Source organism: Marinomonas sp. FW-1, assembly GCF_005222245.1.
GTDB classification, from domain to species: Bacteria; Pseudomonadota; Gammaproteobacteria; order Pseudomonadales; family Marinomonadaceae; genus Marinomonas; species Marinomonas alcarazii.
The window spans coordinates 2,938,330-2,964,120 of record NZ_CP025987.1 but is presented as its reverse complement, the minus strand read 5'-3'; the positions used below and the strand labels follow the sequence as shown (position 1 = coordinate 2,964,120).

The following is a 25,791-nucleotide window of genomic DNA, read 5'->3' as shown; positions in this document are numbered from 1 at the left end:
ACGGCGGAATAAATGGAGAAAGGTTGACGGCCTACTGTTGTTTTAAATGGTAGGCTGAACCTATTTCAAGCCCGTTTCATGGTTTTCGGAGAGCGTTCCTTTTGCCTAATTCTATTGCTGTAGCAGCGTCTGATAAGCTTCTAGAGGCTGAATCTCGTTTGTTGTCAAAGTCACTTGATCTTAGCTTTATGTCTTTGCGTGATCCGATTAAATTTGTTTCTCAGTATGACTACCTCCTGCTTAATACAACGGAGGGACTGGCTATTGCAAAAACAGGGAAAGGGGCACCAAAGCCAGTTTATGTTGATTTTACCTCTGGTGCTGTTGATCACAGGCGGCGCTTTGGTGGTGGCAAAGGGCAGGATATAGCCAAAGCGGTTGGGTTGAATAAACGTGCTAACTTGTCTGTGTTAGATGCCACTGCTGGGTTAGGTCGTGATGCTTTTGTCTTAGCGTGTCTTGGTTGCTCTGTATCGCTGTGTGAGCGCGTTGGTTTTGTTAGGGCTATGTTGAAAGATGGCTTATATCGAGCGTCGTTTCATAGTGAAGTGGCTGAGATCGCAAAAAGAATGCAGCTGTTGGACACGGATATCACCGGCATCGATAGTGACGAAAAGTTTGATGTTGTGTATTTAGATCCTATGTACCCTCATACTGAAAAATCTTCTGCTGCGGCCAAAAAAGAAATGGCGTTCTTTAGAGATTTGGTTGGCAAGGATGAGGACGCAGATAGCTTATTACCTTATGCCATGGCGTTAGCGGAATACCGAGTGGTGGTTAAGCGACCAAAAGGGGCTCCTTACTTAAATAATGTCGAACCAACTTACCAATTGGAAGGAAAGTCGGGGCGATTCGACATTTATGTTCTAAAATCTTTAGATAGCTCAGAATAGCGCTCGAAGCGTTAATAGTGCGGTGGCTTATCTCCATCGTGAATAGGCTGTTGCTGTCGATAGGACTCCAACTGGTTTCCTAATAAGACGAGCTTTTCTTGCATTAGCAGTATGTCTTTTTGTTGGCTTATTAAAGCTCGGTTTAAACTGTCAATTGTGTCTTCTTGAAATTGTAGTTTGAATTCTAATTCGTCGATGCGTTGATTGATTTGTGAGGTGTTCATAGATACCTTCTGTGTGTTAACCTTATGAAACTAAATTCGTATTTTATAAGCAATTCTATACAAATATATGATTTAGCTATTAGTCATTTTATGTGTAGAGTGGCGTGAAAATTGCTCTAAAATGAAGGTAAGTATTTTACTACTATCTTCTTTCGCTTCACACAGTGATTTTAAAAAGAGTTTAGTAATAATATTTATTTATTCACTATACGTACTAATACGGAGTCTGTTTTTCTAGGATGGCCTCCGCTTCACGATAATATTTAATTTAATAAGAGATATATTTTATGAATGATCATCAGGATAATGTTTCACATAACAAAGGGTCTTCTGTTGGTTCTGGTTTGTTTTCCCTTCGCACGTTTATCGTCAGCCTTGTTATCGCTTTGGTTGTACCTCTGCTTATTGCGGGCGTGCTAAAAGAAGAAATGGGTGCAAACTTCTTAGTGTATTTCGCCTTTATTCTAGTGTCTGTTTATGTTGGCGCTATGGTTAGCCAGGTCAGCTCCGACAGTTTGGACTCTGACTCTGATGAAGACGAAGATGATGACCGCGAGCAGGGGACTGTTAAGTGGTTTAATTCTTCAAAAGGCTTTGGCTTTTTAACGATGGAAAATGGTGATGATGTATTTGTTCATTACCGCGCTATCCGTGGCCGTGGTCGTCGCTTTCTTGTTGAAGGTCAGTTGGTGCGTTTTTACGTCACTGAAGGCGAGAAAGGCAAGCAAGCAGAAAACGTTTCTATTATTCGCGGTTAATTCTTTATTTAATTTAAGAGGTATGTATGGCAACTGTTACGTTAAAAGGTAATCCTTTTGAAACCGTTGGAACTCTTCCTGCTGTAGGTTCTGCAGCACCAGCATTTGAGTTGGTGAAAACGGATTTGTCTGTAGCTACTTTGGCCGATTACCAAGGCGCTAAGTTGGTTTTGAATATTTTTCCATCGGTTGATACACCGACTTGTGCCATGTCTATTCGTAAATTTAATGAATCTGCGGCAGCATTAAAAGGCGTGAATGTTATTTGCGTTTCTGCTGATCTGCCTTTTGCGGCAGCGCGCTTTTGTGGTGCAGAAGGTATTGATAATGTCGATACTGGTTCTACTTTCCGTTCAACGTTCGGCAAAGATTACGGTCTTGCTTTTGCAACAGGCCCGTTAACCGGTCTTTTGTCTCGTTCTGTGATTGTTTTGGATGAAAACGGTACTGTCATTTATACCGAGCAAGTTGCTGAAACAGCAGATGAACCTAACTATGAAGCTGCATTAGCCGCATTGGCGTAATTTGCGGTTGCATATAAAAAAGCCCCTTGCCTATTTTGGAAGGGGCTTTTTTGTATTTCATGAAAGTAATTTTTTAAGTAGATATAAAATTAGTCTTTCTGTACTGGAATCGTGTTGGTGGTGCGCTCTACGCTATTGTCTTTGTTTAAATAGACGAGTTTAGGTTTGAATTCATCGGCTTCAGTTTCATCCAGTTGTCCATAGGCTGCGATGATCACTCTATCACCTACTTGGACTTTTCTTGCTGCTGCGCCATTCATGGAAATTGTACCTGACCCTGATTCTGCTAGGATGACGTAGGTATGAAAGCGTTCACCATTATCAACGTTATAGATGTCTATTTGTTCAAACTCTCTGAATCCTGCTAGCTCAACCAAGTCTTTGTCTATTGCACAAGAACCATCGTACCAAAGCTCAGCTTGAGTAACGCTGGCCATGTGGAGTTTGCCTTTTAGAAGTGTTATTTGCATGTATAAAAATCTCTAATAATATATTGCTGTTTTTGAGCAGCGCATTAATTCCAAATGAAAGGGCCTTCTTCGTGGCTATTAATGCGCCACCATTGGTCTGGATCTTGGTTGCCTTCTTCTTCCCATCCCTGAAAGTTGCAACGTATTTCACAGTTAAGGGCTTCAAATGCTTGCTTGGCGCAAGCAATATCGTCCTTCCAAGGGGTTTTGTCTGAGTCAAACCAGACAGAGGTGAAGCGCTTTCCTGCGGCTTGTTCTAAAATGGTGACGTCAATTTCATTAGTGTCTATGGCAATCGTCACTTTAGTGCAGAGTGACGATGGGCTGCTTTTATCGATGATAGTAAAAGTGCTTTCTAGCCAAGATATGATTTTTTCTGTCGGGCAGGACAATACATATATTTCAATATCTGCTTGCATCGTTCTAATCCTTCTTGTTGATCATGTGGTAAATCCTGAGAACACTCATGCATATATAGCCAAATAAAGTCCAGAGCACCCCGCAGCCAGCGAGAATCAAGCCAAACAGCGCCATAATCTCTTGTGTGAGAGATTCTACAATAACGCGATCAGCAACCATGAGTATGAGTACCCCAAAAACAAACACAAGACCGCCTTGGATCATTTTGATCAGTGCTTGTCTAGGATTGTTTCCCAGTTTCATGGCTAATTTATGTATGGCGTTCTTCATGTTGGATTGAATGGGTGCTCTGCCTGTAGGCTACTTTTTTTCAGTAAAAAGATTTTCAAGTATACGAGCGTATATTGTCGAAAGCTGATTTAAGCTTTCAGCATCAACACACTCATTTACTTGATGGATTGTGGCGTTAATAGGGCCCAGTTCTACAACTTGTGTTCCCATTTTAGCGATAAATCGGCCATCAGAAGTGCCTCCTGACGTCGATAATTCAGGGGTGATATTGACGGTCGTTTTAACAGCCTCAACAATGGCATCAACAAGTTCGCCGGGGCGAGTTAAGAATGGTAAACCATTATAGGTCCATTCGATGTCATAGCGAAGGTTGTGCTTGTCTAGGATCTCAATTACGCGCGCTTTAAGCGCATCGAAGTCCAGCTCAGAAGAAAAGCGGAAGTTAAATTGAGCATTCAATTTACCTGGAACAACGTTGGTTGCACCTGTGCCAGACTGAATGTTGGATATTTGAAAGCTTGTTGGTGGAAAAAAGTCATTACCGTTGTCCCAGTGGGCTTTTGCCATTTCATCAAGTGCTGGCGCAGCTAGATGAATAGGGTTTTCTGCCAAATGAGGGTATGCAACGTGGCCTTGTTTTCCGTATATGGTTAAATCGCCACTGAATGAGCCTCGACGGCCATTTTTTATAATATCGCCCAGTGTTTTAGTGCTGGAAGGTTCGCCAACAATACACCAATCAACTTTTTCCTCTCGTTCTATAAGCGCATCGACCACTCGGGTTGTGCCGTCTACGAAAGGACCTTCCTCGTCGCTGGTAATCAAAAAAGAGATTTGTCCTTGGTGATCTGGGTATTTAGAAACAAAATCTTCAACCGCTGTCACCATAGCAGCAAGGCTGCCTTTCATATCCGCAGCACCACGCCCATAAAGCATGCCATCTACAATGCTAGGAGAGAATGGCGGTATTTTCCATTCTGTTTCTGGTCCCGTTGGCACGACATCCGTGTGGCCTGCAAAACACAGGTTTGGCCCGGAAGTTCCGCGTTTTGCGTAGAAGTTCTTCACTTCTCCAAAGGGCATGTGTTCAATCTCGAAGCCAATGTTCTTTAGTCGCTCAATCATTAGATCCTGACAGCCGGCGTCTACTGGTGTCACTGATGGGCGAGAAATGAGATCTAGGGCAAGTTTTAGCGTTGGGGACAAGTCTGACATTCTTTACCTTTGTGTTGGTTTTCGCTACCTTATAGAAGATCCTGTTACTATAACAGGAGATTCGGATAAAGGTGGGCTTATGAAGTTAGGTGTTGTTGTTTTTTTAGGGTTGATTTCAGCTGGTTGCAGTCTTTTTGCGCCGCCTGTTACTCAAGAATCGTACTTTGTTCCTGTGATACGTTCTGATACCTCCAATTCTGCTTATGTGCCAACTGTCACGCCAGACATACAGCGAAAAGAAATGCCTCGTATTTACACACCTGCTTTTGATTAAAGTAATTTTTCTGCGTATTCTTCGCTATTAAATCCGAGTAAAAACTCTGATTTGTCTAGCATTAATAGAGGTCGCTTAATAATAGATGGCTGAGCAAGCATGATGTTAACTGCTTTTTCGCTGTCTATTGTGTTTTTGACTTCATCGTCTAGCTTGCGCCACGTAGTGCCGCGTTTATTAATGACGTTTTCCCAACCCAATGCCTTTACCCATGCCTTGGCCAATGTTTCATCAACACCTGCTTTTTTGTAGTCATGGAAGTGGTATTCAAGGTTGTTGTCATCAAGCCAGCGAAAGGCTTTTTTCATCGTATCGCAGTTTTTTATACCAAATATAGTAATCATAGCAAATTCCGTTAAAGGCCATTTTGATCTGCGCAAAATGGCCTTTTAGGTGTGGTTATTAGTTATGTGCGTGCAACGCTTCGTTTAACTCGATAGCGGTTTTGTTTGTCTTGCATTCGATTGCGCCAGTAGCAGAGTTGCGGCGGAATAGAAGGTCTGATTGGCCAGAAAGTTCGCGCGCTTTTACTGTTGATACAACTTGGTTGTTTTCATCCAAAACAGCGACTTTTGATCCAGCAGTAATGTAAAGACCAGATTCAACGATACAGCGGTCGCCAAGACCAATACCAATACCAGCATTAGCACCGATTAGACATTTTTCGCCAACGGCGATAACGATGTTGCCGCCGCCAGACAATGTGCCCATTGTTGAACAGCCACCACCAAGATCAGAACCATTACCGACCACTACACCAGCAGAAATACGTCCTTCCACCATGCTGTTGCCTAGTGTGCCTGCATTGAAGTTTACAAAACCTTCGTGCATGACGGTTGTGCCTTCTGCTAGATGAGCACCCAAACGCACGCGAGCAGCATCACCGACACGAATGCCAGCAGGAACGACGAAGTTCAACATTTTAGGGAATTTATCAACACTGAATACTTCTATTGTGCGTCCTTCCATGCGAGCGCTTAACTGACGATCAGCCAATTCTCGAACATCGATAGGGCCTTCGCTTGTCCATGCAGTATTGATTAGTAGGCCAAACATGCCATCCAATACGGTGTTGTGCGGTTGTACTAGACGGTGCGAAATAAGCTGCAGTTTTAAATACACTTCAGCAGGATTGGTTGGCGCTTCGTCTGTTGCAAGTATGCAAAGGATAACGGGCTTTGTAGATGCTTTTAGGCGAGAAGCTAGCTCGGCTTGCTCAATGTTTCCCGCTTTTAATAGGCTCATGTGAAGACGATTTAAGTCGCCCTCATCAAGTACCAATGTGCTATTTCCGCCTTCGTAGTTGGTGCTTTCTAGTAAAGCATCTAGCGTGCTTTTTTCAACGTTAAGGCTTGGTGTTGGGTAGAAAACTTCTAGCCAGTTGCCTTCTTTATTTTGTGCACCGATACCAAGTCCGAATGCGAAAATTGTGTTACTCATGTCTATTCTCCAACTGAGTTGTTTAACTAAAGGGGTTAGGGGTGTTATCGACGACTGAGGAAGTCTCTGATTCTTTTGGCTGCCTCAACGCACTCAGATTCTTCAGCAACCAGGGCCATACGAACATGTCTACTACCAGGATTGCGGCCGTTGTCCTCTCTACCTAAATAGCTGCCAGGTAAAACTAAAACTGACTCTTCTTGATAAAGCGAGGTGCAAAATTCTTCATCTGTCATATTTAATTCAGGCCAGAGATAAAAACCAGCTTCAGGCTTTGAGATAGGCATTACAGGCGATAATATTTCCAAAACGGAATCAAATTTGCGAGTGTATATTTGGCGATTTTTGATGACATGCTCTTCATCATTCCAAGCGGCAATGGAGGCATCTTGATGGTGAATCGGCATGGCACACCCTTGATAGGTGCGATACAACAAAAATGGCTTAAGAATAGAGGCATCACCGGCAACAAACCCTGACCGAAGGCCAGGTAGATTAGAGCGCTTGGACAGAGACTGGAAGATTAGGCAGTGCTTATAATCTGTGTGACCCAGTTTATCGCAGGCTTCTAGTAAGCCCAGAGGTGGTTGGTCACCAAAGTAGATCTCTGAATAGCATTCATCTGCCACAATGGTGAAATTAAAGATTTTGGCTTTTTCTATTAGGTAAGCGTATTCCTCTAGTGTCGTAATGCTGCCACTTGGGTTGTTGGGCGAGCAGACAAACAGTACTTCACACTGTTGCCATACCTGATCACTAACTTCTTGGTAATTTACTCTGTAGTTTGTTTCTGCTCCACAGGGTAGGAAGTGTAGTTTTGCTCCAGCAAGTATCCCTGCACCTTCATAAATTTGATAAAACGGGTTTGGGCTGACGACAAGAGCGTTCTGTTTTTCACCAACCAGTGTTTGTGTGATAGCAAACAGTGCTTCACGGGTTCCTGTTACTGGCAGGATTTCTGTGTCTGGGTTAAGCGCCTTGAGGTTAAAGCGTTTAGTCGCCCAATTGCTAATTGCCTGTCTAAGAGGGAGCTCCCCCTTTGTACTTGGGTACTTGCTTACGCCAGCTAAGCTTTTGGCTAGGGTGTCTAAAACAATCGCAGGTGCTTCGTGTTGAGGCTCGCCAATGGTTAATTTAATCAATGGCTTTTCTGGATTTGGTGCTAACCCTTCTATTAGCTCTGCGAGCTTCTGAAATGGGTATGGGTGCAAAGAATGTATAAGAGGGTTCATTTGTCTTTAGTCCATTGCTTGAGAGAAACGATCTATTTTCTCTTTTAAAAGTTCGCAGATAGTATTCATGTTATCAGGGTCGGTAATTAGATCACCATTTTCATCCGTGATGTAAAAGGTGTCTTCTACTCGTTCGCCTAAAGTGGCGATTTTAGCCTTGTGTAACATGATGTTGTGGTTCATAAAAAACTGTCCAACTAACGCCAATAGCCCCGGTCTGTCTGGAGCGGTTATTTCGAGTGCCGACCATACTTCTTCTGGTTGGCTAACAAAATGAGCGGTTGAAGGAGAGTTAAATATTTTCAAAATTCTTGGTGTATGGCGTTGTACCACACTTTCAAACATTGAAGGCGTTTCTAATTGCTCCATCAAGGTTTTGCGAATCAGGGTGATACGTTCCTTGTCTAGATGCAAGTTGGTTTCGTTGTCATTGCTGTCCATCACGACAAAGCTATCTAGGCTGTAGTTGTCACTAGTATGACTTATTTTTGCATCTAAAATGGTTAAGCCCAATTGCTCGAAAGTCGCCGCGGTTACCGCAAAGAGGTGCTTACTAATTGGGGTGTAGATGAAAATTTTACTGGCACCAGAGAAATTGCGTCCACCCAGAGGGGTGATGGCAATCAGAGGTTTGTCGCTTGGGCGATGGCGTAAGATTGCCTCTGTGTTCCAAGCAATTTCGTCACCGTTTGAGCGAATGAAATATTCCTCTTCAATGGTTTCCCATATATTTTCTGCTTCCATGATATCGACATTACGCTCAATCATGATTTCTAAAGCTCGTTGTTTATGCTCATCGCTGATCATGTCAGCATCGATAGGAAAATCCAGCCCGCGGCGAAGGGCGCGTTTGGTTTCCAGATACAATTGGCGCATTAATGATGCACGCCAGCTGTTCCACATCGTTGGGTTCGTCGCATTTATGTCGGCGACGGTGAGTATAAATAAATAATCTAGGTGCTCTTGGTCTTTAACGTAGCTAGCAAACTCCCAGATGACTTCTGGGTCGGAGATGTCTTTGCGCTGAGCCGTTACCGACATAAATAGGTGATTTCGAACCAGCCAGACAACCAGCTCAGTATCCCTTTTGGATAGACCATGGCGTTCACAGAAAGCTTGAGCATCGACACAGCCAAGCTCAGAATGATCTCCCCCACGACCTTTAGCGATATCGTGATATAAGCCTGCTATGTATAAAAGCTCAACTTTTGCTATGTGTCGAATGGCTTGTGCGGAAATCGGAAACTTTTGCTTAAACTCAGGTAGCCAAAGGCGACGCAAGTTTTCAACAAGTTGAAGGGTGTGGGCATCAACGGTATAAATATGAAATAAGTCATGCTGCATTTGACCAATAATGGCGCCAAACTCAGGCAAATATCTGCCTAGTAGTCCAAGGTGTTTCATTGACCTTAAGATGCTTGTCAGTCTGTAGCGACTGGCAATGATGTCGAGGAATAGGTCTGTATTGACTTTGTCATTTCTAAAGTCGTCGTCAATCAAGTCTAAACTGTCGCGAAGTTGTCGCATGGTATTAGCTCGAATGCCTTTTATATTTTCATACTCTCCATATAAAACGTACAGCTCCAGCATGCTGGAAGGTGTGTCGCTAAATAGTGTTGCAGAGCGTGCTTCAAGTTGACCATTGGCAATTTGAAAGTGATCGTTAATGATTTCGACTGTATCTACCGCGTCTTTTGCTAAGAAAGATTCTTCGAAATGCTGAAGGAGCAAGTCGTTTAGTTGTTGGATGGCGGCAACGCTCTGATAGTAGCCTTGCATGAAGCGTTCAACGTTGCGCTTCAGGTCATCATCATCAAAGCCAAATAATTTGGTTAAGGTGCGCTGGTGGTCAAAAAGTAAGCGATCTTCTTTGCGCCCTGCAACCATGTGTAGAGCCCATCTGACTCTCCAAAGATGGCTGACGGCACCCTTTATTTGTATGTACTCATCTTCTGACAAAAACTCTTTTTCGATGAGGGCGCTAAGTCTGTTAGTGTGCAGGTGACGTTTAGCAACCCAATCGATCACTTGCATGTCCCTAAGTCCACCAGGGCATTCTTTTAGGTTGGGTTCTAAGTTGTATGCTGTGTTCTGGTATTTTGCATGGCGCTGCTTTTGCTCTGCCAGCTTGGCCTGATAAAAAGAGTGTCCATCCCACATTTGCGAGATATCTACATGCAATTTGAGTGTGGCTAATAGGTCATCAGGGCCGATCAATGTGCGAGATTCGATTAAATTTGTGATAACCGTGATGTCTTTTGCTGCCATTTCGGTGCATTCGTCAATGGTTCTGACGCTATGGCCGACATCTAAATTAATATCCCACAAGAAGGTGATGAATGACTCTATTTTATCTTTGGGAGCCAGTGTTTCATTTTTGATCAGAATGAGTAGGTCTATGTCTGATTTCGGGTGCAGCTCTCCGCGACCGTATCCGCCAACCGCAACAAGGCTTACATGAGCTTCGTTGTCTAATCCCTTAGATATCCATGCTGCCTGCATGATTTCGTCATAAAGACAGGATAGGCCTTTAACGAGTTTCTCAATGGGGTATAGAGAATGAAAAAGGTCATTATAGCTGTTCGTTTTTTCTTCAATAATGGCTTTGTAGCGGGGAATCGAACAGCCCGTTTTGGAAAGTTCGTTTTTTTCTTCCGTTGTCAGTAGTGGCGGAGCGTCTGGAAAAGCAGGGAAGTCCATACAAAAGCCTCGAAGAATGAATCGTTGTTATTGGTGTTTGTGAAGTCAGCCGTGAATTATTTAATCATGTATTAGCTCGCTTCTCTTATGAGAAGCGAGTTTCTTCTGGTCGACGAGTTAGTACTTCAACGCCATCAGCAGTAACGAGCAAGGTGTGTTCGTATTGTGCAGACAGTCGCCCGTCTTTGGTTTTTGCAATCCAGTTGTCTGGTCCAGTGTGTTTAACTTGTTTTTTGCCAGCGTTGATCATTGGCTCAATCGTCAGGGTCATGCCTTCTTCCAGTATCACGCCTGTACCTGGTGTACCATAATGGGCAACCTGAGGTTCGCCGTGGAAGGTCGTTCCAACGCCGTGTCCGCAGTATTCTTCAACAACTGAATAGTGGTGTTTGTGTGCGTAGGCTGAAATGGCTGCGCCAATATCACCTAGGCGGGCGCCAGGCTTAACCATATCAATGGCAAGGTAAAGTGCCTCTTGCGTGACTTTTGCAAGTCGTTCTGCGTGAGGAAGAGCTGGGCCAGCAAAGAACATTTTGCTCGTATCACCATAGTAGCCATCTTTTATGATAGTGATGTCGATGTTTACTACATCGCCTTTTTTTAAGGCTTTATCATTTGGAATGCCATGGCATATAACATCGTTGACTGATGTGCAGCAGGACTTGGGAAAGCCATGGTAGTTTAGAGGTGCAGGAATGGCGCCTTGCTCTTTAATGATGTAGTTGTGAGCAATAATATCTAGTTGTTCGGTTGTCACACCAGGAACAACAAACTCTTCCAGCATCACTAAAACGTCAGCGGCTAATTTGCCTGCTGTGCGCATGCCTTCAATATCGCTTATGTCTGTGAAGCGCGTTGAAGCTGGGCGCGGAGTCCAGCTAGGCGCGTCAACTCGACCATCTTTGGTTAATGCTTCGACTTTTTCTAAGATTTCGTTGCTCATGATTCACGTGTCTTAATTTGGTTTATGTCTACATAGAAACGGGGTTGCGAAGTATTCTACATGACTTGAGCGGTAGAATCGCCTCTCTAAATGAAAAAAACGTGCAGATGATGGGGTGTAAAAAATACGCTCAGGTCTTTTGGTTTGGGGTTAAATGTGGTATAAAACGCCGGCTTATCAGGCTTGTGCCTGAAATAAGTGAAATTACTTAAATCAACGATCTTGCCGCTATTAAAGAAAGTGTCTTGGGTGTCTTAGGTTGCCTTAAACCTTATATGACTGACGCTTTTAGCTGGTAAGCATAAACAACCCAAATTTAAAGGATAGTAAAATGCCTACAGTTTCTATGCGCGACCTATTATTGGTTGGTTCACACTTCGGTCACCAAACTCGTTACTGGAACCCAAAAATGAAGCCTTTCATTTTCGGTGCTCGTAACAAGATTCACATCATTAACCTTGAGCACACAGTTCCAGCTCTTAACAACGCTCTTGAGCTTGTTAAAAAAATGGCTGAAAACAAGAACAAGGTTTTGTTTGTTGGTACTAAGCGTGCTGCATCTAAAACGATCAAAGAGCAAGCTGCTCGCTCTGGTATGCCATACGTTAACCACCGTTGGTTAGGTGGTATGTTGACTAACTACAAAACTATTCGTGCATCTATCAAGCGCCTACGTGAGCTTGAAACACAAATGTCCGATGGTACTTTTGATAAGCTGACTAAAAAAGAAGCTTTGATGCGTACTCGTGAGCTTGATAAATTGGAGCTTTCTATGGGTGGTATCAAGGATATGGGCGGCCTTCCAGATGTATTGTTCGTAGTTGACGTTGACCATGAACGTATTGCAATCAAAGAAGCTAACAAATTAGGTATTCCTGTTATCGGTATCGTCGATACTAACAGTGATCCAGATGGTGTTGATTACATCATCCCAGCTAACGATGACGCGATTCGCGCTGTTCAGTTGTACGTAGGCGCTTTTGCTGATGCTGTTCTTGAAGGTCGTAATGCGACTGCTGGAACTGCAGATGAATTCGTTGAAGTAAGCGAAGCAACTGAAGCGTAAGTAAACTTTCTAGTTTACTCTGGTTTCTAAAGGGAGGTGTCTTGCCTCCTTTTTTAAATTTGAATTGGTATAAAGAGGATTTAACATGGCCGCAGTATCTGCAGCATTGGTAAAAGAGCTACGTGATCGTACTGGCCTAGGCATGATGGAGTGTAAAAAAGCACTTGTCGCTGCTAACGCTGATATCGAAGTGGCTATCGAAGAACTACGTAAATCAAGTGGCATGAAGGCAGCTAAAAAAGCTGGCCGTACTGCAGCTGAAGGTACAATCATTATGCGTGTAGCTGATGATGCATCTTACGGTGTCTTGGTTGAAGTTAACTCTGAAACTGACTTCGCTTCTCGTGACGAAGGTTTCATCTCTTTCGCTAATAAAGTAGCTGACGTTGTGTTTGCAACGAAAGAAACTGACATGGAGAAAGTGATTTCAGGCGAAATGCTTGAAGCTCGTGAAGCTTTGGTTCAAAAAATCGGTGAAAACATCACACCTCGTCGTGCTGTTATCGTTGAGGGCGGTTTAGTAGGTGGTTACCTTCACGGTAATGGCCAAATCGCTGTATTGACTCAGCTTGAAGGCGGCGACGCTGAATTGGCTAAAGATGTTTCTATGCACGTAGCTGCAGTATCTCCTCGCGTTGTTAACGGTGAAGATATGCCTGCTGAAGTTCTTGCAAAAGAAGAAGAGATTGTTCGTGCGCAGCCAGACATGGCTGGTAAACCAGCAGAAATCGTTGATAAAATGATTGTTGGTCGTATGAAGAAGTTCTTGGCTGAAAACAGCTTGACTGAACAGCCTTTCGTTAAGAATCCAGAAGTTAAAGTTGGTCAGCTAGTTAAAGACGCTGGCGCAACCGTTACTTCATTCATTCGCCTTGAAGTAGGTGAAGGTATCGAAGTTGCTGAAGTGGATTTTGCAGCAGAAGTAGCAGCACAACTTAAAGGTTAATTCCTAGTTGTAATGTCTTGCGAAAAAAAAGGGGCAGCTTGACTGCCCCTTTTTATGAAAGATGAGTGCGATGAGTGTCGGTTAGATTGACCTCAGTTATTCAAGAAATGAAATCATTGCCGGAGGTTGATATGCCAAAAGAAAAGAGTCCAAAATACAAAAGAATTTTGCTTAAGCTAAGCGGCGAAGCCTTGATGGGCGATGAGTCATTTGGTATTGACCCTAAAGTGTTAAACCGCATTGCGTTAGAGATAGGGCAGTTGCGTGGTATTGGTGTTGAAGTAGGTATTGTTATTGGTGGCGGTAATTTGTTCCGTGGTCAGGCGTTGAGTCAGGCTGGTATGGATCGAGTAACTGGCGACCATATGGGGATGCTGGCGACCGTTATGAATGCACTGGCAATGCGAGATGCGTTAGAACGAGCGAATATTGCAACACGTGTAATGTCGGCTATTACTATGACAGGAATTGTTGAGCCTTATGACAGACGTCGTGCGATGCGACTGATGAAAGAAGGTGATGTGCTTATTTTCTCTGCTGGTACAGGGAACCCTTTCTTTACAACTGACTCTGCTGCTTGTTTACGCGGCATTGAGATTGATGCAGATGTCGTAATGAAAGCGACAAAGGTGGATGGTGTTTATTCTGCCGATCCTATGAAAGATCCTACTGCCGTGAAATATGATACATTGGGTTACGATGAAGTGCTTGAAAAGCAATTAGGCGTTATGGACTTAACTGCCATTTGTTTGACTCGTGACCATTCTATGCCAATACGCGTATTTAATATGAATAAGCCCGGAGCCTTGGTGAATATCATGGTTGGTGGCAGTGAAGGTACACTGATTAAGTGAGGAAATTATGATTAACGAAATTCTTAAAGACGCAGAAGACCGTATGGGCAAAGCAGTGGCTTCTGTTGAATCTGCGTTTAAAAAAATCCGTACAGGTCGTGCACACCCAAGTATATTGGACTCAGTGAAAGTGAACTATTACGGTTCAGAGACACCACTAAGCCAAGTGGCGAATATTACCGTTGAAGATGCACGTACATTGGGTGTGTCTCCTTGGGAAAATAACTTGGTTCCTGAGATTGAAAAAGCCATTATGAAATCTGATCTTGGTTTAAATCCAGCGACAAATGGTAATCTTATTCGAATTCCTATGCCTGCTCTGACAGAGGAAACGCGTAAGAATTATTTTAAGCAAGCTAAGAATGAAGCGGAAAATGGTCGTATTTCCATCCGTAACATTCGTCGTGATGCGAACAGTTCTTTGAAAGACCTAGTGAAAGAAAAAGAGATTTCTGAAGACGATGATCGTCGTGCACAAGATCAAGTTCAAAAAATTACTGACAAGTATGTTGCTCTTGTTGAAGAGCGTCTTGCTGCGAAAGAAAAAGACTTGATGGAAATCTAATGGAAGGAGCGAGCTTTCGAGCTCGCTTTTTTTGTTGACTAGGGTAATGCTATGTCTGAATTGGATGGCGCTGATATTAATTCAGTAGTCGTGCCTGATCATATTGCCATTATTATGGATGGCAATAATCGCTGGGCAAAGAAAAAACATCTTCCGAGCATTGCGGGTCATACAGCCGGTGCTGCTGCGGTTCGCCGTGTTGTTGAAGCGTCTGCTAGAGCTGGTGTTAAAGTGCTAACACTATTCGCATTTTCAAGCGAGAACTGGAAACGCCCAAAGTTGGAAGTGGATGGTTTGATGAAGTTGTTTATGCGTTCTTTGAAAAAAGAGCTGAAACGACTCAATGAGCATAAAATCCGCTTGCGAGTAATCGGTGATTTGTCTGGCTTTAGTCAGGGACTACGAGAGCAGATTCAAAGCACCGAAGATGCAACAAAAAATAATGATCAGATGACGCTTGTCATTGCGGCAAATTATGGTGGTCGCTGGGATATTGCTGAAGCGGCCAAGAAAATGGCAGAGCGTGTTGCTGCTGGCGAATTGTTGCCAGAAGATATTAATGAATCTTCGTTGGCTGAGCACGTGCAGTTGGCCGATTTGCCCCCGCCAGATCTGTTGATTCGAACCTCAGGAGAGGAGCGAATTAGTAATTTTATGCTTTGGCAGACTGCCTATTCTGAGTTTGTCTTTCTTCCGGTATTGTGGCCAGATTTTGATCAATCGCATTTCGATGAGGCTGTTCAAACTTATCAAAACCGTCAACGTCGTTATGGTGGTCGATAACTATGTTACTCCCCAGAATTTTTAGCGCCATTGTCATGGCTTTTCTGTTTATTTATGCTGTTTTTGTCTTGGGCGCTTCTAGTTTTGTTTTTGCAATGGCGGCTGTTGTTGTACTGGCTGGCTGGGAGTGGGCCAGATTGTCTGGCGTGCGAAGTCAATTGGGTCGCGTTGCTTTTGCAGCGGCAGTAGGTGCTATATGTTTTGTGGTTCTTGATAGAGATTTGCAGAGTGCGTCGCTGACTATTAGCCCGGTTTTATGGGCTCTTGCGTTGTTTTGGGTGATTCGTTACCCCGTTCCTTTATTGTGGAAGTTTAAAAGCAGTCGTTTGGTGTTTGGCGCCCTTGTATTGGTAACGACATGGTCGTCTTTGGTTGTATTGCGCCAGTCAGGTGATTTTGTTGTTTGGATTCTGCTTCTTATGGGGCTTATTTGGGGCGCTGATACGGGAGCCTATTTTGCTGGTCGTGCTTTTGGTAAAAGAAAATTAGCCCGCTTTGTTAGCCCTGGCAAATCGTGGGAAGGCGTTATTGGTGGCTTGCTGCTTACCCAAGTTGGTTTGGTTGTATTTGCTCAATTGAGTGATTTTACGTTAAATCAATGGTTCATTTTGGCTGCGATTGGTTTGATTACTTCATTTGTCTCTGTGTTAGGTGATTTAACCGAGAGTTTGTTTAAGCGCCATGAAGAGCTAAAAGATTCAAGTCATTTAATTCCAGGTCATGGTGGCGTTATGGATCGTGTGGATAGCCTGACGGCGGCGGCTCCTATTTTTGTGTTAATGCTTAGTTTGGTGGGATGGCTTTGATGCAAGGCATTTGTCTTTTAGGTGCAACAGGATCGATTGGTCAAAGCACGTTGGATGTTATCGCTCAGCACCCAGATAAATTTTTTTTGGTAAGTGCCTCAGCGAATCAAAGCGTGGATAAAATGGCAGATATATGCCGTCGTTTTAACCCGCAGCGTGTTGTTATGGGGTCTCAGGCGGCACGAGATGAGTTGGCAAGTAAGTGCCAAGACTTAGATGTTTCGTTTGAGTGGGGAGCGGACGCGCTAGATAGCATCGCTTCAGACTCGTCTGTTGACCAAGTTATGGCTGCCATAATGGGGTTTGCTGGCCTAAAGCCAACGTTAGCGGGTATTCGTGCAGGTAAGCGAACCTTGCTTGCCAATAAAGAGTCTTTAGTAACGGCTGGGAAGCTCTTTATGGATGAGGTGGCACGTAATAATGTTGTCTTATTACCAATAGACAGTGAACATAATGCTATTTATCAGAGTCTACCTCAGACATCTAATGGCGCTCATAAGCAAGATGTCGCAAGTATTATTTTAACAGCCTCTGGTGGTCCGTTTAAATCTTGGTCAATTGAAGATATGGCCAGCGTGACGCCAGAGCAAGCTTGTAAGCACCCGAATTGGTCGATGGGGCAAAAAATATCCATTGATTCTGCAACCTTAATGAATAAAGGTTTAGAGCTGATTGAGGCTTGTTGGTTGTTTGATGTGACGCCGAATGAGGTGGAGGTTGTTGTCCACCCAGAAAGCATCGTTCATTCTATGGTGTCTTATATTGATGGTTCTGTCATCGCGCAGATGGGGAATCCAGATATGAAGATTCCAATTGCGTACGGTATGAGTTGGCCACAGCGTATTGAGACAAATGTTCCTCCTTTGAGTTTGGTGGATGTGGCTCGGCTGAATTTTGAGTCCCCAGATTTAGTGCGTTTTCCTAACTTAAAGTTGGCGGCCGACGCTTGGTTTATGGAAGGCACAGCGATGGCTGTGTTAAATGCCGCGAATGAGGTGGCTGTTTCTGCTTTTTTAAAAGGTGAAATTGGTTTTCTTGATATTGCCCGCTTAAATGAGAGGGTGTTAATGTCTGCGGATATTCGTTCCGTTAATGCAATAGATGATGTTTTTGAGGCGGATCTTTATTCTCGTCGCCTTGCTCTGGACTTGGTTTCTGGTGGTGGTTTCTGATGATACAGAATATTCTTTCTATTGTTGTTGCCCTTGGTGTTCTTATTACATTTCATGAGTTTGGGCATTATTTTGTTGCGCGCCGCTGTGGTGTGAAGGTGTTGCGTTTTTCGGTTGGTTTTGGCAAGCCTATATATCGTCATATCGGCAAAACAGGAACTGAGTTTACTCTGGCTATGATTCCTCTTGGGGGGTATGTTCGCATGCTTGACGAGCGTGAGGGGAATGTTCCTGAGTCTTTGAAAAGTCAAACCTTCAACTGCAAATCAGTGTGGCAACGTATTGCGATTGTGGCGGCGGGTCCTATCGCCAATTTTATTTTAGCCGTCGTTATTTATGCGATTGTTGCTTTGCTTGGTGTGCAGTCTGTTGCGCCCAAAGTAGGGCAGGTTGATCCGCAATCACCTGTCTCTCAAACGCAAATCCAGCCTGGCGATGAGCTTGTGGCACTTGCTGGTGAGTCTGTATCGTCATGGGACGATGTAAATTTAGTGTTAGCAGACTTGATCGGTAAAACAGGAACCATTATCGTTCGTTATCAATCTGAAAGTGGCGGCTCTTTGCATGAAGAGGAGATTGATTTAGATCGTTGGCTAGTGGGTGATGAACCAAATAACTTGATTCGAGCATTTGGACTGTTGCCGTGGCAACCCACTGTGCTGCCCGTGATTTCTCAGGTTGTCGATGATGGAGCGGGTTTCGCTGCAGGTTTTCAGCCTGGTGATGAAATTTTATCGATCAATGGTCAGTCTGTTTCGAGTTGGCAAGAGGTTGTCGCATCTGTGCAAAGTAGTCCTAATCAGACGCTTAGTATGGCGGTGCAGCGTAAGCAAAATGTGGTTAATTTGACGTTGCAGCCAAAGTACACTGAGCGTGATGGCAAGGCGATTGGTTATGCAGGTTTGGCGGTGGTTCCTCCTAAATGGGATGAAAGTCTTGTTAGGGAGAAGCACTATGGGGTTTTCGAGGCTTTGTTTTATGGTGTTGAGCAAACCCATAAAATGGTATCTTTAACCGTTTCCTCCATTGGGAAAATGTTACAAGGATTGATTTCCGTTGATAATTTATCCGGGCCGATAACGATTGCCAAAGTGGCAAGCGCATCGGCGGACTCCGGAGTACAGTCTTTTTTGAAGTTTATGGCGTACCTCAGTGTGAGTTTGGGGGTGCTTAATTTATTGCCTATTCCAATGTTAGATGGTGGGCATTTGGTCTTTTTTGGCATTGAAGCGATTCGACGTAAGCCAGTATCTGAACGAGTTCAGGCCTTGGCTTATCGTATAGGCGCTTCGCTTTTATTTGCTTTAATGGCTGTGGCCATTTTTAATGATATTGCCCGCTTGTAGAGAGGTATATGTGAAAGTCGTTTCAGCTGTATTGTTGGCTTTAATAAGCGTGCAGAGTTTTGCGAAAACGGTAGAAGATGTTCGTATTGATGGCTTGGTTCAGATGCCTTCAGCAAGAGCCTTCGATGTTATTGGGTTTAATGAAACAGAGTCGTATGACTCTGCTAAAGTGTATCAAGCAATTACTGGTCTTTTTAGGACGGGTTACTTTAGTGATATTGATGTTTATGAAGACAACAATGTCTTGGTCTTTGATGTTGAGGAGCGACCTTCAATAGGTAATCTAACTATTGAGGGAAATGAGCTAATCAAGACGGAAGACTTGGAGAGGGGGCTTAAGTTATCAGGTTTAGAGGTTGGTGAAATCTATAAACCAGAAACCCTTAATCAGATCGTTCAAGAACTCCAGCGTCAGTATTACGCACTAGGTCGATACAGCGCTAAGGTAGATATCACGATTAATGAAATGCCTCGTAACCGTACGGGGATTGTGATCAATATAGATGAAGGTGATACAGCAAAGATTGTTCACCTTAATATCGTTGGCAATAAAGCGTTTGATCAGGAAACTCTGACAAAAGACTTTGAGTCTAGCGAAACAGGGTCATGGAACCCTTTCAGCTCTGCGGATGAATACGCAAAAGCAAAAATTGAAGGTGATATAAATACACTGAAAAGCTTTTATTTAGATAAGGGTTATTTAGATTTTCAAGTTGTTTCTAGCCAAGTAAGTCTGTCTGCCGATAAGCGCGACGTTTACATCGTTATTAACGTTGATGAGGGTGAACCGTACACTATCAATCAAGTTTCGTTAAGCGGCAGTTTGCCTATTTCTGAAGATCGAGTTTGGTCGAAGATCACTCAAAAAACGGGCGATGTTTTTTCTCGTAGTCAGGTGACTTCAATTATTGAAGGCATTTCAACAGAGCTTGGTGATCATGGCTATTTATTTACCAATGTGAATGTCATTCCTGAAAAGTTTGATGATCATACGGTGAATTTAAGTTACCAAATTGCTCCAGGGCCAAAAGTGTATGTTCGCCGAATCACATTCAGTGGTAATAGCGAAACCCAAGATGAAGTGCTGCGTCGTGAAATGACACAGTTTGAAGGGGCGCTTGCGACTCATTCCAAAATACAATCCTCTAAGCGCCGTATTGAACGTCTCGGCTTCTTTAGTAGTGTTGATTTAAGAACTCGTCCTGTTGCGGGCACGTCGGATCAAGTCGATCTGGATGTGGTTGTTCAAGAGCAAGCTTCTGGAAGTATTCAAGCGAGCCTTGGCTACTCTCAAGAAGATGGAACGGTACTGGGTTTTGGTATTTCCAAGCGCAACTTTTTAGGTACAGGCAATAAGCTCTCCTTTAATGCGCAACGTACCAATCAAACACAAGATTACTCTGTTAATTATGATAATCCTTACTTTACCGTTGACGGTGTAAGTCGTGGCTTCCAGCTGTTCTATCAAACCAGTGATCATGCTGATGATGATGTGGAAGATTATGATCTTGATGAGATAGGTGTGGGTGTTAACTATGGTTATCCTATATCGGACACTCAGCGTTTGTCTTTTGGTATGACAGTAAAAGAAAGTACCGTGAAGTTAGGTTTTGAGCCATCTAATGAAACCAAAGATTATGTTAATAATTATGGTGAAAGCTATGAAGATGTCATTGCGAACCTTACTTGGACTGATAGCGATTTAGTGGGTGGGGTATTGCCAACTGATGGTTACTCAACGAGGGCTACGCTAGAGGTCGCTCTGCCCGTTGGTGATCAGCAATATACTAAGGTAGGATTAACTTCTCAGCGCTATTGGAATTTGACAGACTCTAATTTGTGGTTGTTCCGCCTGAAAGGTCGCCTTGGGTATGGGAGAGGATATGGTGACACAGATACGCTTCCTTTCTTTGAAAACTACTATGCAGGTGGATCCTATTCGGTAAGGGGTTATGGAGCCTCATCTTTAGGGCCTAAGAACTCTTATGATGCTGGTTCTAATAATACTAGTTCTGCATTGGGTGGTAACATCCTAATGACAGGTACTGCGGAGCTGATTTTTCCATTACCAATGGTGGAAGACCATAAGTCTGTTAGGACGGCTTTGTTCTTAGATGGTGGTAACGTATTTACTGATACTTGCCTTGCTGGTAATGCTCAGTGTAATGAAGGCATTGATCCTGAGGAACTGCGCTTCAGTGTTGGGTTTAGTTGGACATGGATTACACCAATAGCGCCTTTGTCGTTTAATATTGCGCGTCCTTTGAATTCCAAGAGCGGTGATAAGACAGACTTTTTCCAATTCCAGTTGGGAACTACTTTTTAATTTAGAACGCATTATTTAATAGGATTTAAAATGAAAAAGCTCATAACTGCGATTTTTACACTATGCTTTATAACTAGTGTACAGGCGACAGAAGTGGCTGTATTAGATTTTAGAGCGGCGATTTTACAAAGTAATATTGGTCAAGAAGCTGCCAAAGAACCTAAGCAAAAAGTTGCTGCTATGGACGCTCGTCTTAAAAGTGAGCAAGAAAGCCTAGAAGCGGATGCAAATAATTTAAAACGCGATGAATTAACCTTGTCTGAAGAGGAGTTTAAAAAACGTCGCGCTGAATTAGCTGAGAAACAGAATAAAATTCGTAATATGGCTGCGAATATGCAGCGTCAAGCGAAGGAATTAGAACAACAGCTTATTCAATCGTTAACACCAAAAGGTGAAGCGGCTTTGAAAGCGTTAATTGAAGAGCGAAAATTAGATTTGGTGCTAAATAGACAGTTGAGCTTGTATGCAAGTGGTGCATCAGATATTACTGATGAGCTTGTAGAGCGAATTAATAAGGACAATTAATATATGAGCCATACGCTAGGGCAATTGGCTGCCAATGTACAAGGTGTCGTTAAGGGTAATCCTGATCTTATTATTGAAAAATTAGGAACACTCGAAAATGCGACACCGCAAGAGTTAAGCTTCTTGGCTAATCCAAAGTATCAAAGCCAGCTTGCTACGACTTCTGCAGGAGCGGTTCTTGTTAAAACTGAGGAGCTGGCTCAGTTGGTTGAAAATGCCATCGTGGTTGCTAACCCATACCTAGCGTTTGCTCAATTATCAACTTTGTTTGTTCCCCGCACTCAGTGCTGGAGCGGTATTCACCCTAGCGCAGTCGTGTCATCGACGGCCCAATTAGCGAGCGATGTCGTCGTAGGCCCTAATGTTGTTATAGATGACAATGTTGTTATTGCCGAAGGATCTGTCATTGGTGCTGGCTGTGTGCTTAGTCGTGGCGTTCGCCTAGGTAAAAATACTAAGTTATACCCTAATGTCACTCTTTATCATGATGTTGTGCTCGGAGATTCTTGTATCATTCATAGTGCGGCTGTGATTGGTGCAGATGGCTTTGGTTTTGCTCCTAATGAGGGCTGCTGGGAAAAAATACATCAACTTGGGTCTGTGGTGCTTGGCGATGCTGTTGAAGTTGGTGCCAGTACAACAATTGACCGTGGTGCGATAGAGAACACCTTAATTGGCAATGGCGTTAAAATAGATAACCAAGTTCAAATTGCTCATAACGTCATAATTGGAGATAATACGGCAATTGCAGCCAGTACGGCAATTGCAGGTAGTACGAAGATAGGTGCCCTTTGTACGATTTCTGGTGGTGTTTGTATTGCCGGTCATTTGACAATCATTGATCATGTTCATATTACCGGTATGAGTCTGATCAGTAATTCCATTTTGGAGAGTGGCTCTTACTCTTCCGGAATGGGAATGGAACCAACAAGTAAATGGCGTCGAACTGTTGCTAGGGTCAGAAGAATTGATGACATGGCGAAACAGTTTTTACAATTGAAACAACAGGTTAATAAGTTTTTAGAGAAGGTTGATAATAAATGATGGACGTAAATGAAATCCGCCAATACCTACCGCATAGGTATCCGTTTTTGTTGGTGGATCGTGTTGTAGAACTGAATTTAAATGAGTCCATTATTGCGTACAAAAATGTCACCATTAATGAGCCGTTTTTTAATGGACATTTTCCAAACCATCCGGTTATGCCTGGTGTTTTGATTATTGAGGCAATGGCTCAGGCTGCCGGTATTCTTGGTTTTAAAACCATGGATAAAAAGCCAGAAGATGGATCTATTTACTACTTTGTTGGTTCTGATAACGCACGTTTTAAGCGTCCAGTTGTGCCTGGTGATCGTTTACAACTTGAAGCTAAAATTGTGACTGAAAAACGTGGTATTTGGAAATTTGAATGTAGAGCAACTGTTGACGGTGAGTTAGCGTGTTCTGCTTCTATTCTGTGTGCAGACAGGAAAATATAGTGGCGATACATCCAACTACTTTAATCGATTCGAAAGCAGAGATTGACTCCAGTGTGGAAGTTGGTCCTTTTTGTGTTATCGGACCGAATGTAAAAATTGGAGCTGGTAGTGTTATTAAATCCCACGTTGTGATTAATGGTCATACAACGATTGGTGCTAATAATGAAATTTACCAGTTTGCTTCTATTGGAGAAGCAAACCAAGATAAAAAGTACAAGGGTGAGCCGACACAACTGGTGTTGGGTGACAATAATGTGATTCGCGAAAATGCTACTATCCACCGTGGCACGGTCCAAGATAACGGTATCACTCTCATTGGAAGCAACAACCTGTTCATGGCAAGTACTCATGTTGGTCATGATTGTATTGTGGGCGACAATAATATTTTAGCGAATTTTGCTGCGCTAGCAGGGCATGTCACAGTAGGTAATAATGTTATTCTTGGTGGCTACACTGGTGTTCACCAGTTTTGCCAAGTGAACTCTTATAGTATGTGTGGTATGGGTTCTATGGTGTCCAAAGACATACCAAGGTATGTCATGGTGTCTGGTAGCCCTGCGAAAGCTCATGGAATGAATTTTGAAGGTATGCGCCGTCGTGGCGTGGCCCCAGAAATTATTCGAGCATTACGTGCTGCTTATAAAATAGTGTATTTGAAAGGCTTAACCTTAGAAGTTGCATTATCAGAGCTCGAGAAAGGGGAGCTGTCTCAGATCCCTGAAGTCACCGAGTTCATATTGTCAATTCGGAATTCAAAACGTGGAATAGTCCGATAGACACCATGTATTAAAAGAAAACCCCGGACAGCTTCGGGGTTTTTTTATTGTTAGAGGTTGTGAAAATGCAAGTAACGTCTGCAACGCGTTATGTTTTGGTCGCTGGTGAGGCGTCTGGTGATATATTAGGGGCAAACTTAATTGCTCATTTAAAACTATTACAGCCTAACGCTACTTTTGAAGGCATCGGTGGTCCTTTGATGGAGGCGCAGGGTTTTAAAAGTATGGTACCTATGGACCGATTATCCATAATGGGATTGGTTGAAGTATTAGGGCGCTTAAGAGAGTTGTTAGGGATACGTAAACGCTTGTATGAAGATTGTTTAGCGAATCCACCCACGGCCTTTATTGGTATAGATTCACCTGATTTTAATATGCCGCTGGCTAAAAAGCTTAAGCATGCAGGGATACCTACCGTCCATTATGTTAGCCCCTCTGTCTGGGCATGGCGCCAAAAACGAATTTTTAATATTAAGAAGTCTGTCGACCTCATGTTGGCACTTTTTCCATTCGAATTACCAATCTACCATGAGCATAATATTCCTGTTGTCTGTGTTGGACACACTTTAGCTGATGATATTCCATTAGAAAGTGATCCTCTGGAGGCAAGGCGTTCGCTTAATTTGGCGGATATTTCTGGCCCTGTGTTTGGTATTTTGCCGGGATCGCGAGAAGGTGAGGTGTCACGATTGGCGCCACTTTTTATCGAAACGATGAAGCAAATCAAGCAACATCAACCAGAGGCGACTTTTTTAATTCCAGCCGCCAACAAGGAACGACGCCTACAAATTGAAAAAATCCTTCATGAAGCAAACGCCGAAGCGATTCTGATTGATGGCAAGTCCCGTGTTGTGATGGCCGCGTCTGACGCTATTTTATTGGCATCAGGCACAGCCGCATTAGAGGCTATGTTGGTTAAACGTCCAATGGTTGTGTCATATCGGGTGAATAAATTGACCTTTGCTATTATGTCTAGAATGATAAAAGTGCCGTATGTCTCCCTGCCTAATTTATTGGCAAATGAAACGTTAGTACCTGAGTTATTACAAGATGAAGCCACACCAGATAATCTAGCGATTCGTTTGGTGCAAACTTGGAAGTCTTTTATCACGGATCAGTCCATTCAAGATAAATACCTGCAGTTACATAAAATGTTGCGTAAAAATGCAGGTGAAAAGGCGGCAGAAGCGATTGTTGCGATGCTTGAGGATAAAGGAAAGTAATGGAACCTTTTGTTAGCCAGATGTATTTCGGCGAATTGTTAGCAGGTACTGATGAAGCTGGGCGAGGTCCGTTAGCCGGTGAGGTTGTTGCAGCCGCGGTGATTCTCGATCCTACTCGGCCCATCCTTGGCTTGGCGGACTCTAAAAAGTTGACAGAGAAAAAACGCGAGGCTTTGTATGTCGAGATAATCGACAAAGCCTTAGCTTACGCTATTGCTAGTGCAACAGTGGCTGAAATCGATGAAATAAATATTTTACATGCCAGCATGTTAGCTATGTCTAGAGCAGTGTCGCTTCTTTCTGTTCAACCTGAGCATGTATTAGTGGATGGTAACCGTCTTCCGCCCAATTTACCGTGTCCAGCAGAAGCGGTTGTGAAAGGTGATGCTCGCCAAGAGGCTATTTCGGCTGCTTCTATATTAGCGAAAGTGACTCGTGATAGGGATATTGTGAAGGCCGCCGAGATTTATCCAGAGTACGGATTTGAAAAACACAAAGGTTACCCCACAGCCCAGCACCTTGAAGCAATACGTTTGTATGGTATTACACCAATACATAGACGTAGCTTTGGTCCAGTTAAAAAGCTATTAGAAGGATAATA

At 43.3% G+C, this 25,791-nt stretch carries 29 protein-coding genes; 19 read left to right on the top strand and 10 right to left on the bottom strand.

Features of this window, described 5'->3' with window-relative positions:
• Window positions 1-101 precede the first annotated feature (101 nt).
• Window positions 102-893 (top strand): class I SAM-dependent methyltransferase, encoded by a 792-nt coding sequence (locus tag C1X04_RS13775; RefSeq protein ID WP_137170249.1) that lies wholly within the window; start codon window positions 102-104, stop codon window positions 891-893.
• An 11-nt stretch (window positions 894-904) separates the two neighbouring features.
• Here the strand turns inward: C1X04_RS13775 and C1X04_RS13770 are convergent, their stop codons facing one another.
• Window positions 905-1,117, bottom strand: a complete 213-nt coding sequence (locus C1X04_RS13770; protein ID WP_137170248.1) for a SlyX family protein — start codon at window positions 1,115-1,117, stop codon at window positions 905-907.
• A gap of 287 nt (window positions 1,118-1,404) precedes the next feature.
• On the opposite strand from C1X04_RS13770, the gene C1X04_RS18795 reads away from it, so the two are divergent.
• Together C1X04_RS18795 and tpx are read left to right on the top strand one after the other, a co-directional pair.
• Entirely contained in the window at window positions 1,405-1,875 is a 471-nt protein-coding gene (locus tag C1X04_RS18795) for a cold-shock protein (protein ID WP_302628653.1), read from the top strand.
• Window positions 1,876-1,901: 26 nt separating this feature from the next.
• Window positions 1,902-2,399, top strand: a complete 498-nt coding sequence (tpx, locus tag C1X04_RS13760) for a thiol peroxidase (RefSeq protein ID WP_110577172.1) — start codon at window positions 1,902-1,904, stop codon at window positions 2,397-2,399.
• Window positions 2,400-2,488: 89 nt separating this feature from the next.
• Here tpx and panD read toward each other — a convergent pair whose 3' ends face one another.
• The 4 genes from panD to dapE are packed head-to-tail and all read right to left on the bottom strand — an operon-like array spanning window position 2,489 to window position 4,735.
• The gene (panD, locus tag C1X04_RS13755) at window positions 2,489-2,869 is read right to left on the bottom strand and encodes an aspartate 1-decarboxylase (protein ID WP_110577173.1); all 381 of its coding nucleotides are present in this window, start codon (window positions 2,867-2,869) and stop codon (window positions 2,489-2,491) included.
• 44 nt (window positions 2,870-2,913) lie between these two features.
• Window positions 2,914-3,288 carry a hypothetical protein gene (locus tag C1X04_RS13750; protein WP_110577174.1) on the bottom strand — a complete coding sequence of 125 codons (375 nt, stop codon included), beginning with the start codon at window positions 3,286-3,288 and terminating at the stop codon, window positions 2,914-2,916.
• Window positions 3,289-3,292: 4 nt separating this feature from the next.
• Window positions 3,293-3,532, bottom strand: coding sequence for a hypothetical protein (locus C1X04_RS13745; RefSeq protein WP_254682269.1), 240 nt, complete (start codon window positions 3,530-3,532; stop codon window positions 3,293-3,295).
• Window positions 3,533-3,589: 57 nt separating this feature from the next.
• A complete protein-coding gene (dapE, locus tag C1X04_RS13740) occupies window positions 3,590-4,735 on the bottom strand; it encodes a succinyl-diaminopimelate desuccinylase (protein WP_137170247.1) in 1,146 nt (381 codons plus the stop codon).
• 79 nt (window positions 4,736-4,814) lie between these two features.
• Here dapE and C1X04_RS13735 point away from each other — a divergent pair, with 79 nt between their 5' ends.
• On the top strand, window positions 4,815-5,009 hold the full coding sequence (locus C1X04_RS13735) for a hypothetical protein (RefSeq protein WP_110577177.1): 195 nt from the start codon (window positions 4,815-4,817) through the stop codon (window positions 5,007-5,009).
• Here the strand turns inward: C1X04_RS13735 and C1X04_RS13730 are convergent.
• The 5 genes from C1X04_RS13730 to map all read right to left on the bottom strand — a co-directional run bounded on the left by C1X04_RS13730 (window position 5,006) and on the right by map (window position 11,324).
• Window positions 5,006-5,353, bottom strand: coding sequence for an ArsC family reductase (locus C1X04_RS13730; RefSeq protein ID WP_137170246.1), 348 nt, complete (start codon window positions 5,351-5,353; stop codon window positions 5,006-5,008). The two genes, C1X04_RS13735 and C1X04_RS13730, sit on opposite strands and share 4 nt — an antisense overlap.
• Window positions 5,354-5,411: 58 nt before the next feature.
• A complete protein-coding gene (dapD, locus tag C1X04_RS13725; protein ID WP_110577179.1) occupies window positions 5,412-6,449 on the bottom strand; it encodes a 2,3,4,5-tetrahydropyridine-2,6-dicarboxylate N-succinyltransferase in 1,038 nt (345 codons plus the stop codon).
• Window positions 6,450-6,493: 44 nt separating this feature from the next.
• Window positions 6,494-7,681 (bottom strand): succinyldiaminopimelate transaminase, encoded by a 1,188-nt coding sequence (gene dapC, locus C1X04_RS13720; RefSeq protein WP_137170245.1) that lies wholly within the window; start codon window positions 7,679-7,681, stop codon window positions 6,494-6,496.
• Window positions 7,682-7,687: 6 nt separating this feature from the next.
• The gene (gene glnD / locus C1X04_RS13715; RefSeq protein ID WP_110577181.1) at window positions 7,688-10,381 is read right to left on the bottom strand and encodes a [protein-PII] uridylyltransferase; all 2,694 of its coding nucleotides are present in this window, start codon (window positions 10,379-10,381) and stop codon (window positions 7,688-7,690) included.
• 85 nt (window positions 10,382-10,466) lie between these two features.
• Window positions 10,467-11,324 carry a type I methionyl aminopeptidase gene (map, locus tag C1X04_RS13710; RefSeq protein ID WP_175404950.1) on the bottom strand — a complete coding sequence of 286 codons (858 nt, stop codon included), beginning with the start codon at window positions 11,322-11,324 and terminating at the stop codon, window positions 10,467-10,469.
• Window positions 11,325-11,655: 331 nt separating this feature from the next.
• Between map and rpsB the strand changes: the two genes are divergently transcribed.
• From rpsB to rnhB, 15 genes are all read left to right on the top strand, one after another.
• Entirely contained in the window at window positions 11,656-12,390 is a 735-nt protein-coding gene (gene rpsB, locus C1X04_RS13705) for a 30S ribosomal protein S2 (protein ID WP_110577182.1), read from the top strand.
• 85 nt (window positions 12,391-12,475) lie between these two features.
• Window positions 12,476-13,336: a translation elongation factor Ts gene (gene tsf, locus C1X04_RS13700; protein ID WP_110577183.1), complete on the top strand. Its 861-nt coding sequence runs from the start codon at window positions 12,476-12,478 to the stop codon at window positions 13,334-13,336.
• Between the two features lie 131 nt (window positions 13,337-13,467).
• Window positions 13,468-14,190: a UMP kinase gene (gene pyrH, locus C1X04_RS13695; protein ID WP_110577184.1), complete on the top strand. Its 723-nt coding sequence runs from the start codon at window positions 13,468-13,470 to the stop codon at window positions 14,188-14,190.
• A gap of 7 nt (window positions 14,191-14,197) precedes the next feature.
• Window positions 14,198-14,755, top strand: coding sequence for a ribosome recycling factor (gene frr / locus C1X04_RS13690; RefSeq protein ID WP_110577185.1), 558 nt, complete (start codon window positions 14,198-14,200; stop codon window positions 14,753-14,755).
• 51 nt (window positions 14,756-14,806) lie between these two features.
• Entirely contained in the window at window positions 14,807-15,538 is a 732-nt protein-coding gene (gene uppS / locus C1X04_RS13685) for a polyprenyl diphosphate synthase (protein ID WP_110577186.1), read from the top strand.
• Between the two features lie 2 nt (window positions 15,539-15,540).
• Window positions 15,541-16,344 (top strand): phosphatidate cytidylyltransferase, encoded by an 804-nt coding sequence (locus C1X04_RS13680; RefSeq protein ID WP_110577187.1) that lies wholly within the window; start codon window positions 15,541-15,543, stop codon window positions 16,342-16,344.
• The gene (gene ispC / locus C1X04_RS13675; protein ID WP_175404949.1) at window positions 16,344-17,516 is read left to right on the top strand and encodes a 1-deoxy-D-xylulose-5-phosphate reductoisomerase; all 1,173 of its coding nucleotides are present in this window, start codon (window positions 16,344-16,346) and stop codon (window positions 17,514-17,516) included. Before C1X04_RS13680 ends, ispC begins: the two co-directional genes overlap by 1 nt.
• Window positions 17,516-18,862 carry an RIP metalloprotease RseP gene (gene rseP / locus C1X04_RS13670; RefSeq protein WP_137170243.1) on the top strand — a complete coding sequence of 449 codons (1,347 nt, stop codon included), beginning with the start codon at window positions 17,516-17,518 and terminating at the stop codon, window positions 18,860-18,862. The genes ispC and rseP overlap by 1 nt, the downstream gene beginning before the upstream one ends.
• On the top strand, window positions 18,843-21,188 hold the full coding sequence (gene bamA, locus C1X04_RS13665) for an outer membrane protein assembly factor BamA (RefSeq protein WP_110577189.1): 2,346 nt from the start codon (window positions 18,843-18,845) through the stop codon (window positions 21,186-21,188). The genes rseP and bamA overlap by 20 nt, the downstream gene beginning before the upstream one ends.
• Before the next feature lie 30 nt (window positions 21,189-21,218).
• Window positions 21,219-21,713 carry an OmpH family outer membrane protein gene (locus C1X04_RS13660; RefSeq protein ID WP_137170242.1) on the top strand — a complete coding sequence of 165 codons (495 nt, stop codon included), beginning with the start codon at window positions 21,219-21,221 and terminating at the stop codon, window positions 21,711-21,713.
• 3 nt (window positions 21,714-21,716) lie between these two features.
• Complete coding sequence (gene lpxD, locus C1X04_RS13655) at window positions 21,717-22,757, top strand: UDP-3-O-(3-hydroxymyristoyl)glucosamine N-acyltransferase (protein ID WP_137170241.1); 1,041 nt, start codon at window positions 21,717-21,719, stop codon at window positions 22,755-22,757.
• Complete coding sequence (fabZ, locus tag C1X04_RS13650; protein WP_110577192.1) at window positions 22,754-23,191, top strand: 3-hydroxyacyl-ACP dehydratase FabZ; 438 nt, start codon at window positions 22,754-22,756, stop codon at window positions 23,189-23,191. The genes lpxD and fabZ overlap by 4 nt, the downstream gene beginning before the upstream one ends.
• Window positions 23,191-23,967: an acyl-ACP--UDP-N-acetylglucosamine O-acyltransferase gene (gene lpxA, locus C1X04_RS13645; RefSeq protein ID WP_137170240.1), complete on the top strand. Its 777-nt coding sequence runs from the start codon at window positions 23,191-23,193 to the stop codon at window positions 23,965-23,967. Before fabZ ends, lpxA begins: the two co-directional genes overlap by 1 nt.
• 65 nt (window positions 23,968-24,032) lie before the next feature.
• Window positions 24,033-25,190 carry a lipid-A-disaccharide synthase gene (gene lpxB, locus C1X04_RS13640; RefSeq protein ID WP_137170239.1) on the top strand — a complete coding sequence of 386 codons (1,158 nt, stop codon included), beginning with the start codon at window positions 24,033-24,035 and terminating at the stop codon, window positions 25,188-25,190.
• Complete coding sequence (gene rnhB, locus C1X04_RS13635; protein ID WP_137170238.1) at window positions 25,190-25,789, top strand: ribonuclease HII; 600 nt, start codon at window positions 25,190-25,192, stop codon at window positions 25,787-25,789. The genes lpxB and rnhB overlap by 1 nt, the downstream gene beginning before the upstream one ends.
• Window positions 25,790-25,791 lie beyond the last annotated feature (2 nt).

Excerpts from the sequence above, each read along its gene's own strand:
- C1X04_RS13770 (WP_137170248.1), bottom strand. The coding sequence starts at position 1,117 with ATGAACACCTCACAAATCAATCAACGCATCGACGAATTAGAATTCAAA.
- C1X04_RS18795 (WP_302628653.1), top strand. The coding sequence starts at position 1,405 with ATGAATGATCATCAGGATAATGTTTCACATAACAAAGGGTCTTCTGTT.
- tpx (WP_110577172.1), top strand. The coding sequence starts at position 1,902 with ATGGCAACTGTTACGTTAAAAGGTAATCCTTTTGAAACCGTTGGAACT.
- panD (WP_110577173.1), bottom strand. The coding sequence starts at position 2,869 with ATGCAAATAACACTTCTAAAAGGCAAACTCCACATGGCCAGCGTTACT.
- C1X04_RS13750 (WP_110577174.1), bottom strand. The coding sequence starts at position 3,288 with ATGCAAGCAGATATTGAAATATATGTATTGTCCTGCCCGACAGAAAAA.
- C1X04_RS13745 (WP_254682269.1), bottom strand. The coding sequence starts at position 3,532 with ATGAAACTGGGAAACAATCCTAGACAAGCACTGATCAAAATGATCCAA.
- dapE (WP_137170247.1), bottom strand. The coding sequence starts at position 4,735 with ATGTCAGACTTGTCCCCAACGCTAAAACTTGCCCTAGATCTCATTTCT.
- C1X04_RS13735 (WP_110577177.1), top strand. The coding sequence starts at position 4,815 with ATGAAGTTAGGTGTTGTTGTTTTTTTAGGGTTGATTTCAGCTGGTTGC.
- C1X04_RS13730 (WP_137170246.1), bottom strand. The coding sequence starts at position 5,353 with ATGATTACTATATTTGGTATAAAAAACTGCGATACGATGAAAAAAGCC.
- dapD (WP_110577179.1), bottom strand. The coding sequence starts at position 6,449 with ATGAGTAACACAATTTTCGCATTCGGACTTGGTATCGGTGCACAAAAT.
- dapC (WP_137170245.1), bottom strand. The coding sequence starts at position 7,681 with ATGAACCCTCTTATACATTCTTTGCACCCATACCCATTTCAGAAGCTC.
- glnD (WP_110577181.1), bottom strand. The coding sequence starts at position 10,381 with ATGGACTTCCCTGCTTTTCCAGACGCTCCGCCACTACTGACAACGGAA.
- map (WP_175404950.1), bottom strand. The coding sequence starts at position 11,324 with ATGAGCAACGAAATCTTAGAAAAAGTCGAAGCATTAACCAAAGATGGT.
- rpsB (WP_110577182.1), top strand. The coding sequence starts at position 11,656 with ATGCCTACAGTTTCTATGCGCGACCTATTATTGGTTGGTTCACACTTC.
- tsf (WP_110577183.1), top strand. The coding sequence starts at position 12,476 with ATGGCCGCAGTATCTGCAGCATTGGTAAAAGAGCTACGTGATCGTACT.
- pyrH (WP_110577184.1), top strand. The coding sequence starts at position 13,468 with ATGCCAAAAGAAAAGAGTCCAAAATACAAAAGAATTTTGCTTAAGCTA.
- frr (WP_110577185.1), top strand. The coding sequence starts at position 14,198 with ATGATTAACGAAATTCTTAAAGACGCAGAAGACCGTATGGGCAAAGCA.
- uppS (WP_110577186.1), top strand. The coding sequence starts at position 14,807 with ATGTCTGAATTGGATGGCGCTGATATTAATTCAGTAGTCGTGCCTGAT.
- C1X04_RS13680 (WP_110577187.1), top strand. The coding sequence starts at position 15,541 with ATGTTACTCCCCAGAATTTTTAGCGCCATTGTCATGGCTTTTCTGTTT.
- ispC (WP_175404949.1), top strand. The coding sequence starts at position 16,344 with ATGCAAGGCATTTGTCTTTTAGGTGCAACAGGATCGATTGGTCAAAGC.
- rseP (WP_137170243.1), top strand. The coding sequence starts at position 17,516 with ATGATACAGAATATTCTTTCTATTGTTGTTGCCCTTGGTGTTCTTATT.
- bamA (WP_110577189.1), top strand. The coding sequence starts at position 18,843 with ATGATATTGCCCGCTTGTAGAGAGGTATATGTGAAAGTCGTTTCAGCT.
- C1X04_RS13660 (WP_137170242.1), top strand. The coding sequence starts at position 21,219 with ATGAAAAAGCTCATAACTGCGATTTTTACACTATGCTTTATAACTAGT.
- lpxD (WP_137170241.1), top strand. The coding sequence starts at position 21,717 with ATGAGCCATACGCTAGGGCAATTGGCTGCCAATGTACAAGGTGTCGTT.
- fabZ (WP_110577192.1), top strand. The coding sequence starts at position 22,754 with ATGATGGACGTAAATGAAATCCGCCAATACCTACCGCATAGGTATCCG.
- lpxB (WP_137170239.1), top strand. The coding sequence starts at position 24,033 with ATGCAAGTAACGTCTGCAACGCGTTATGTTTTGGTCGCTGGTGAGGCG.
- rnhB (WP_137170238.1), top strand. The coding sequence starts at position 25,190 with ATGGAACCTTTTGTTAGCCAGATGTATTTCGGCGAATTGTTAGCAGGT.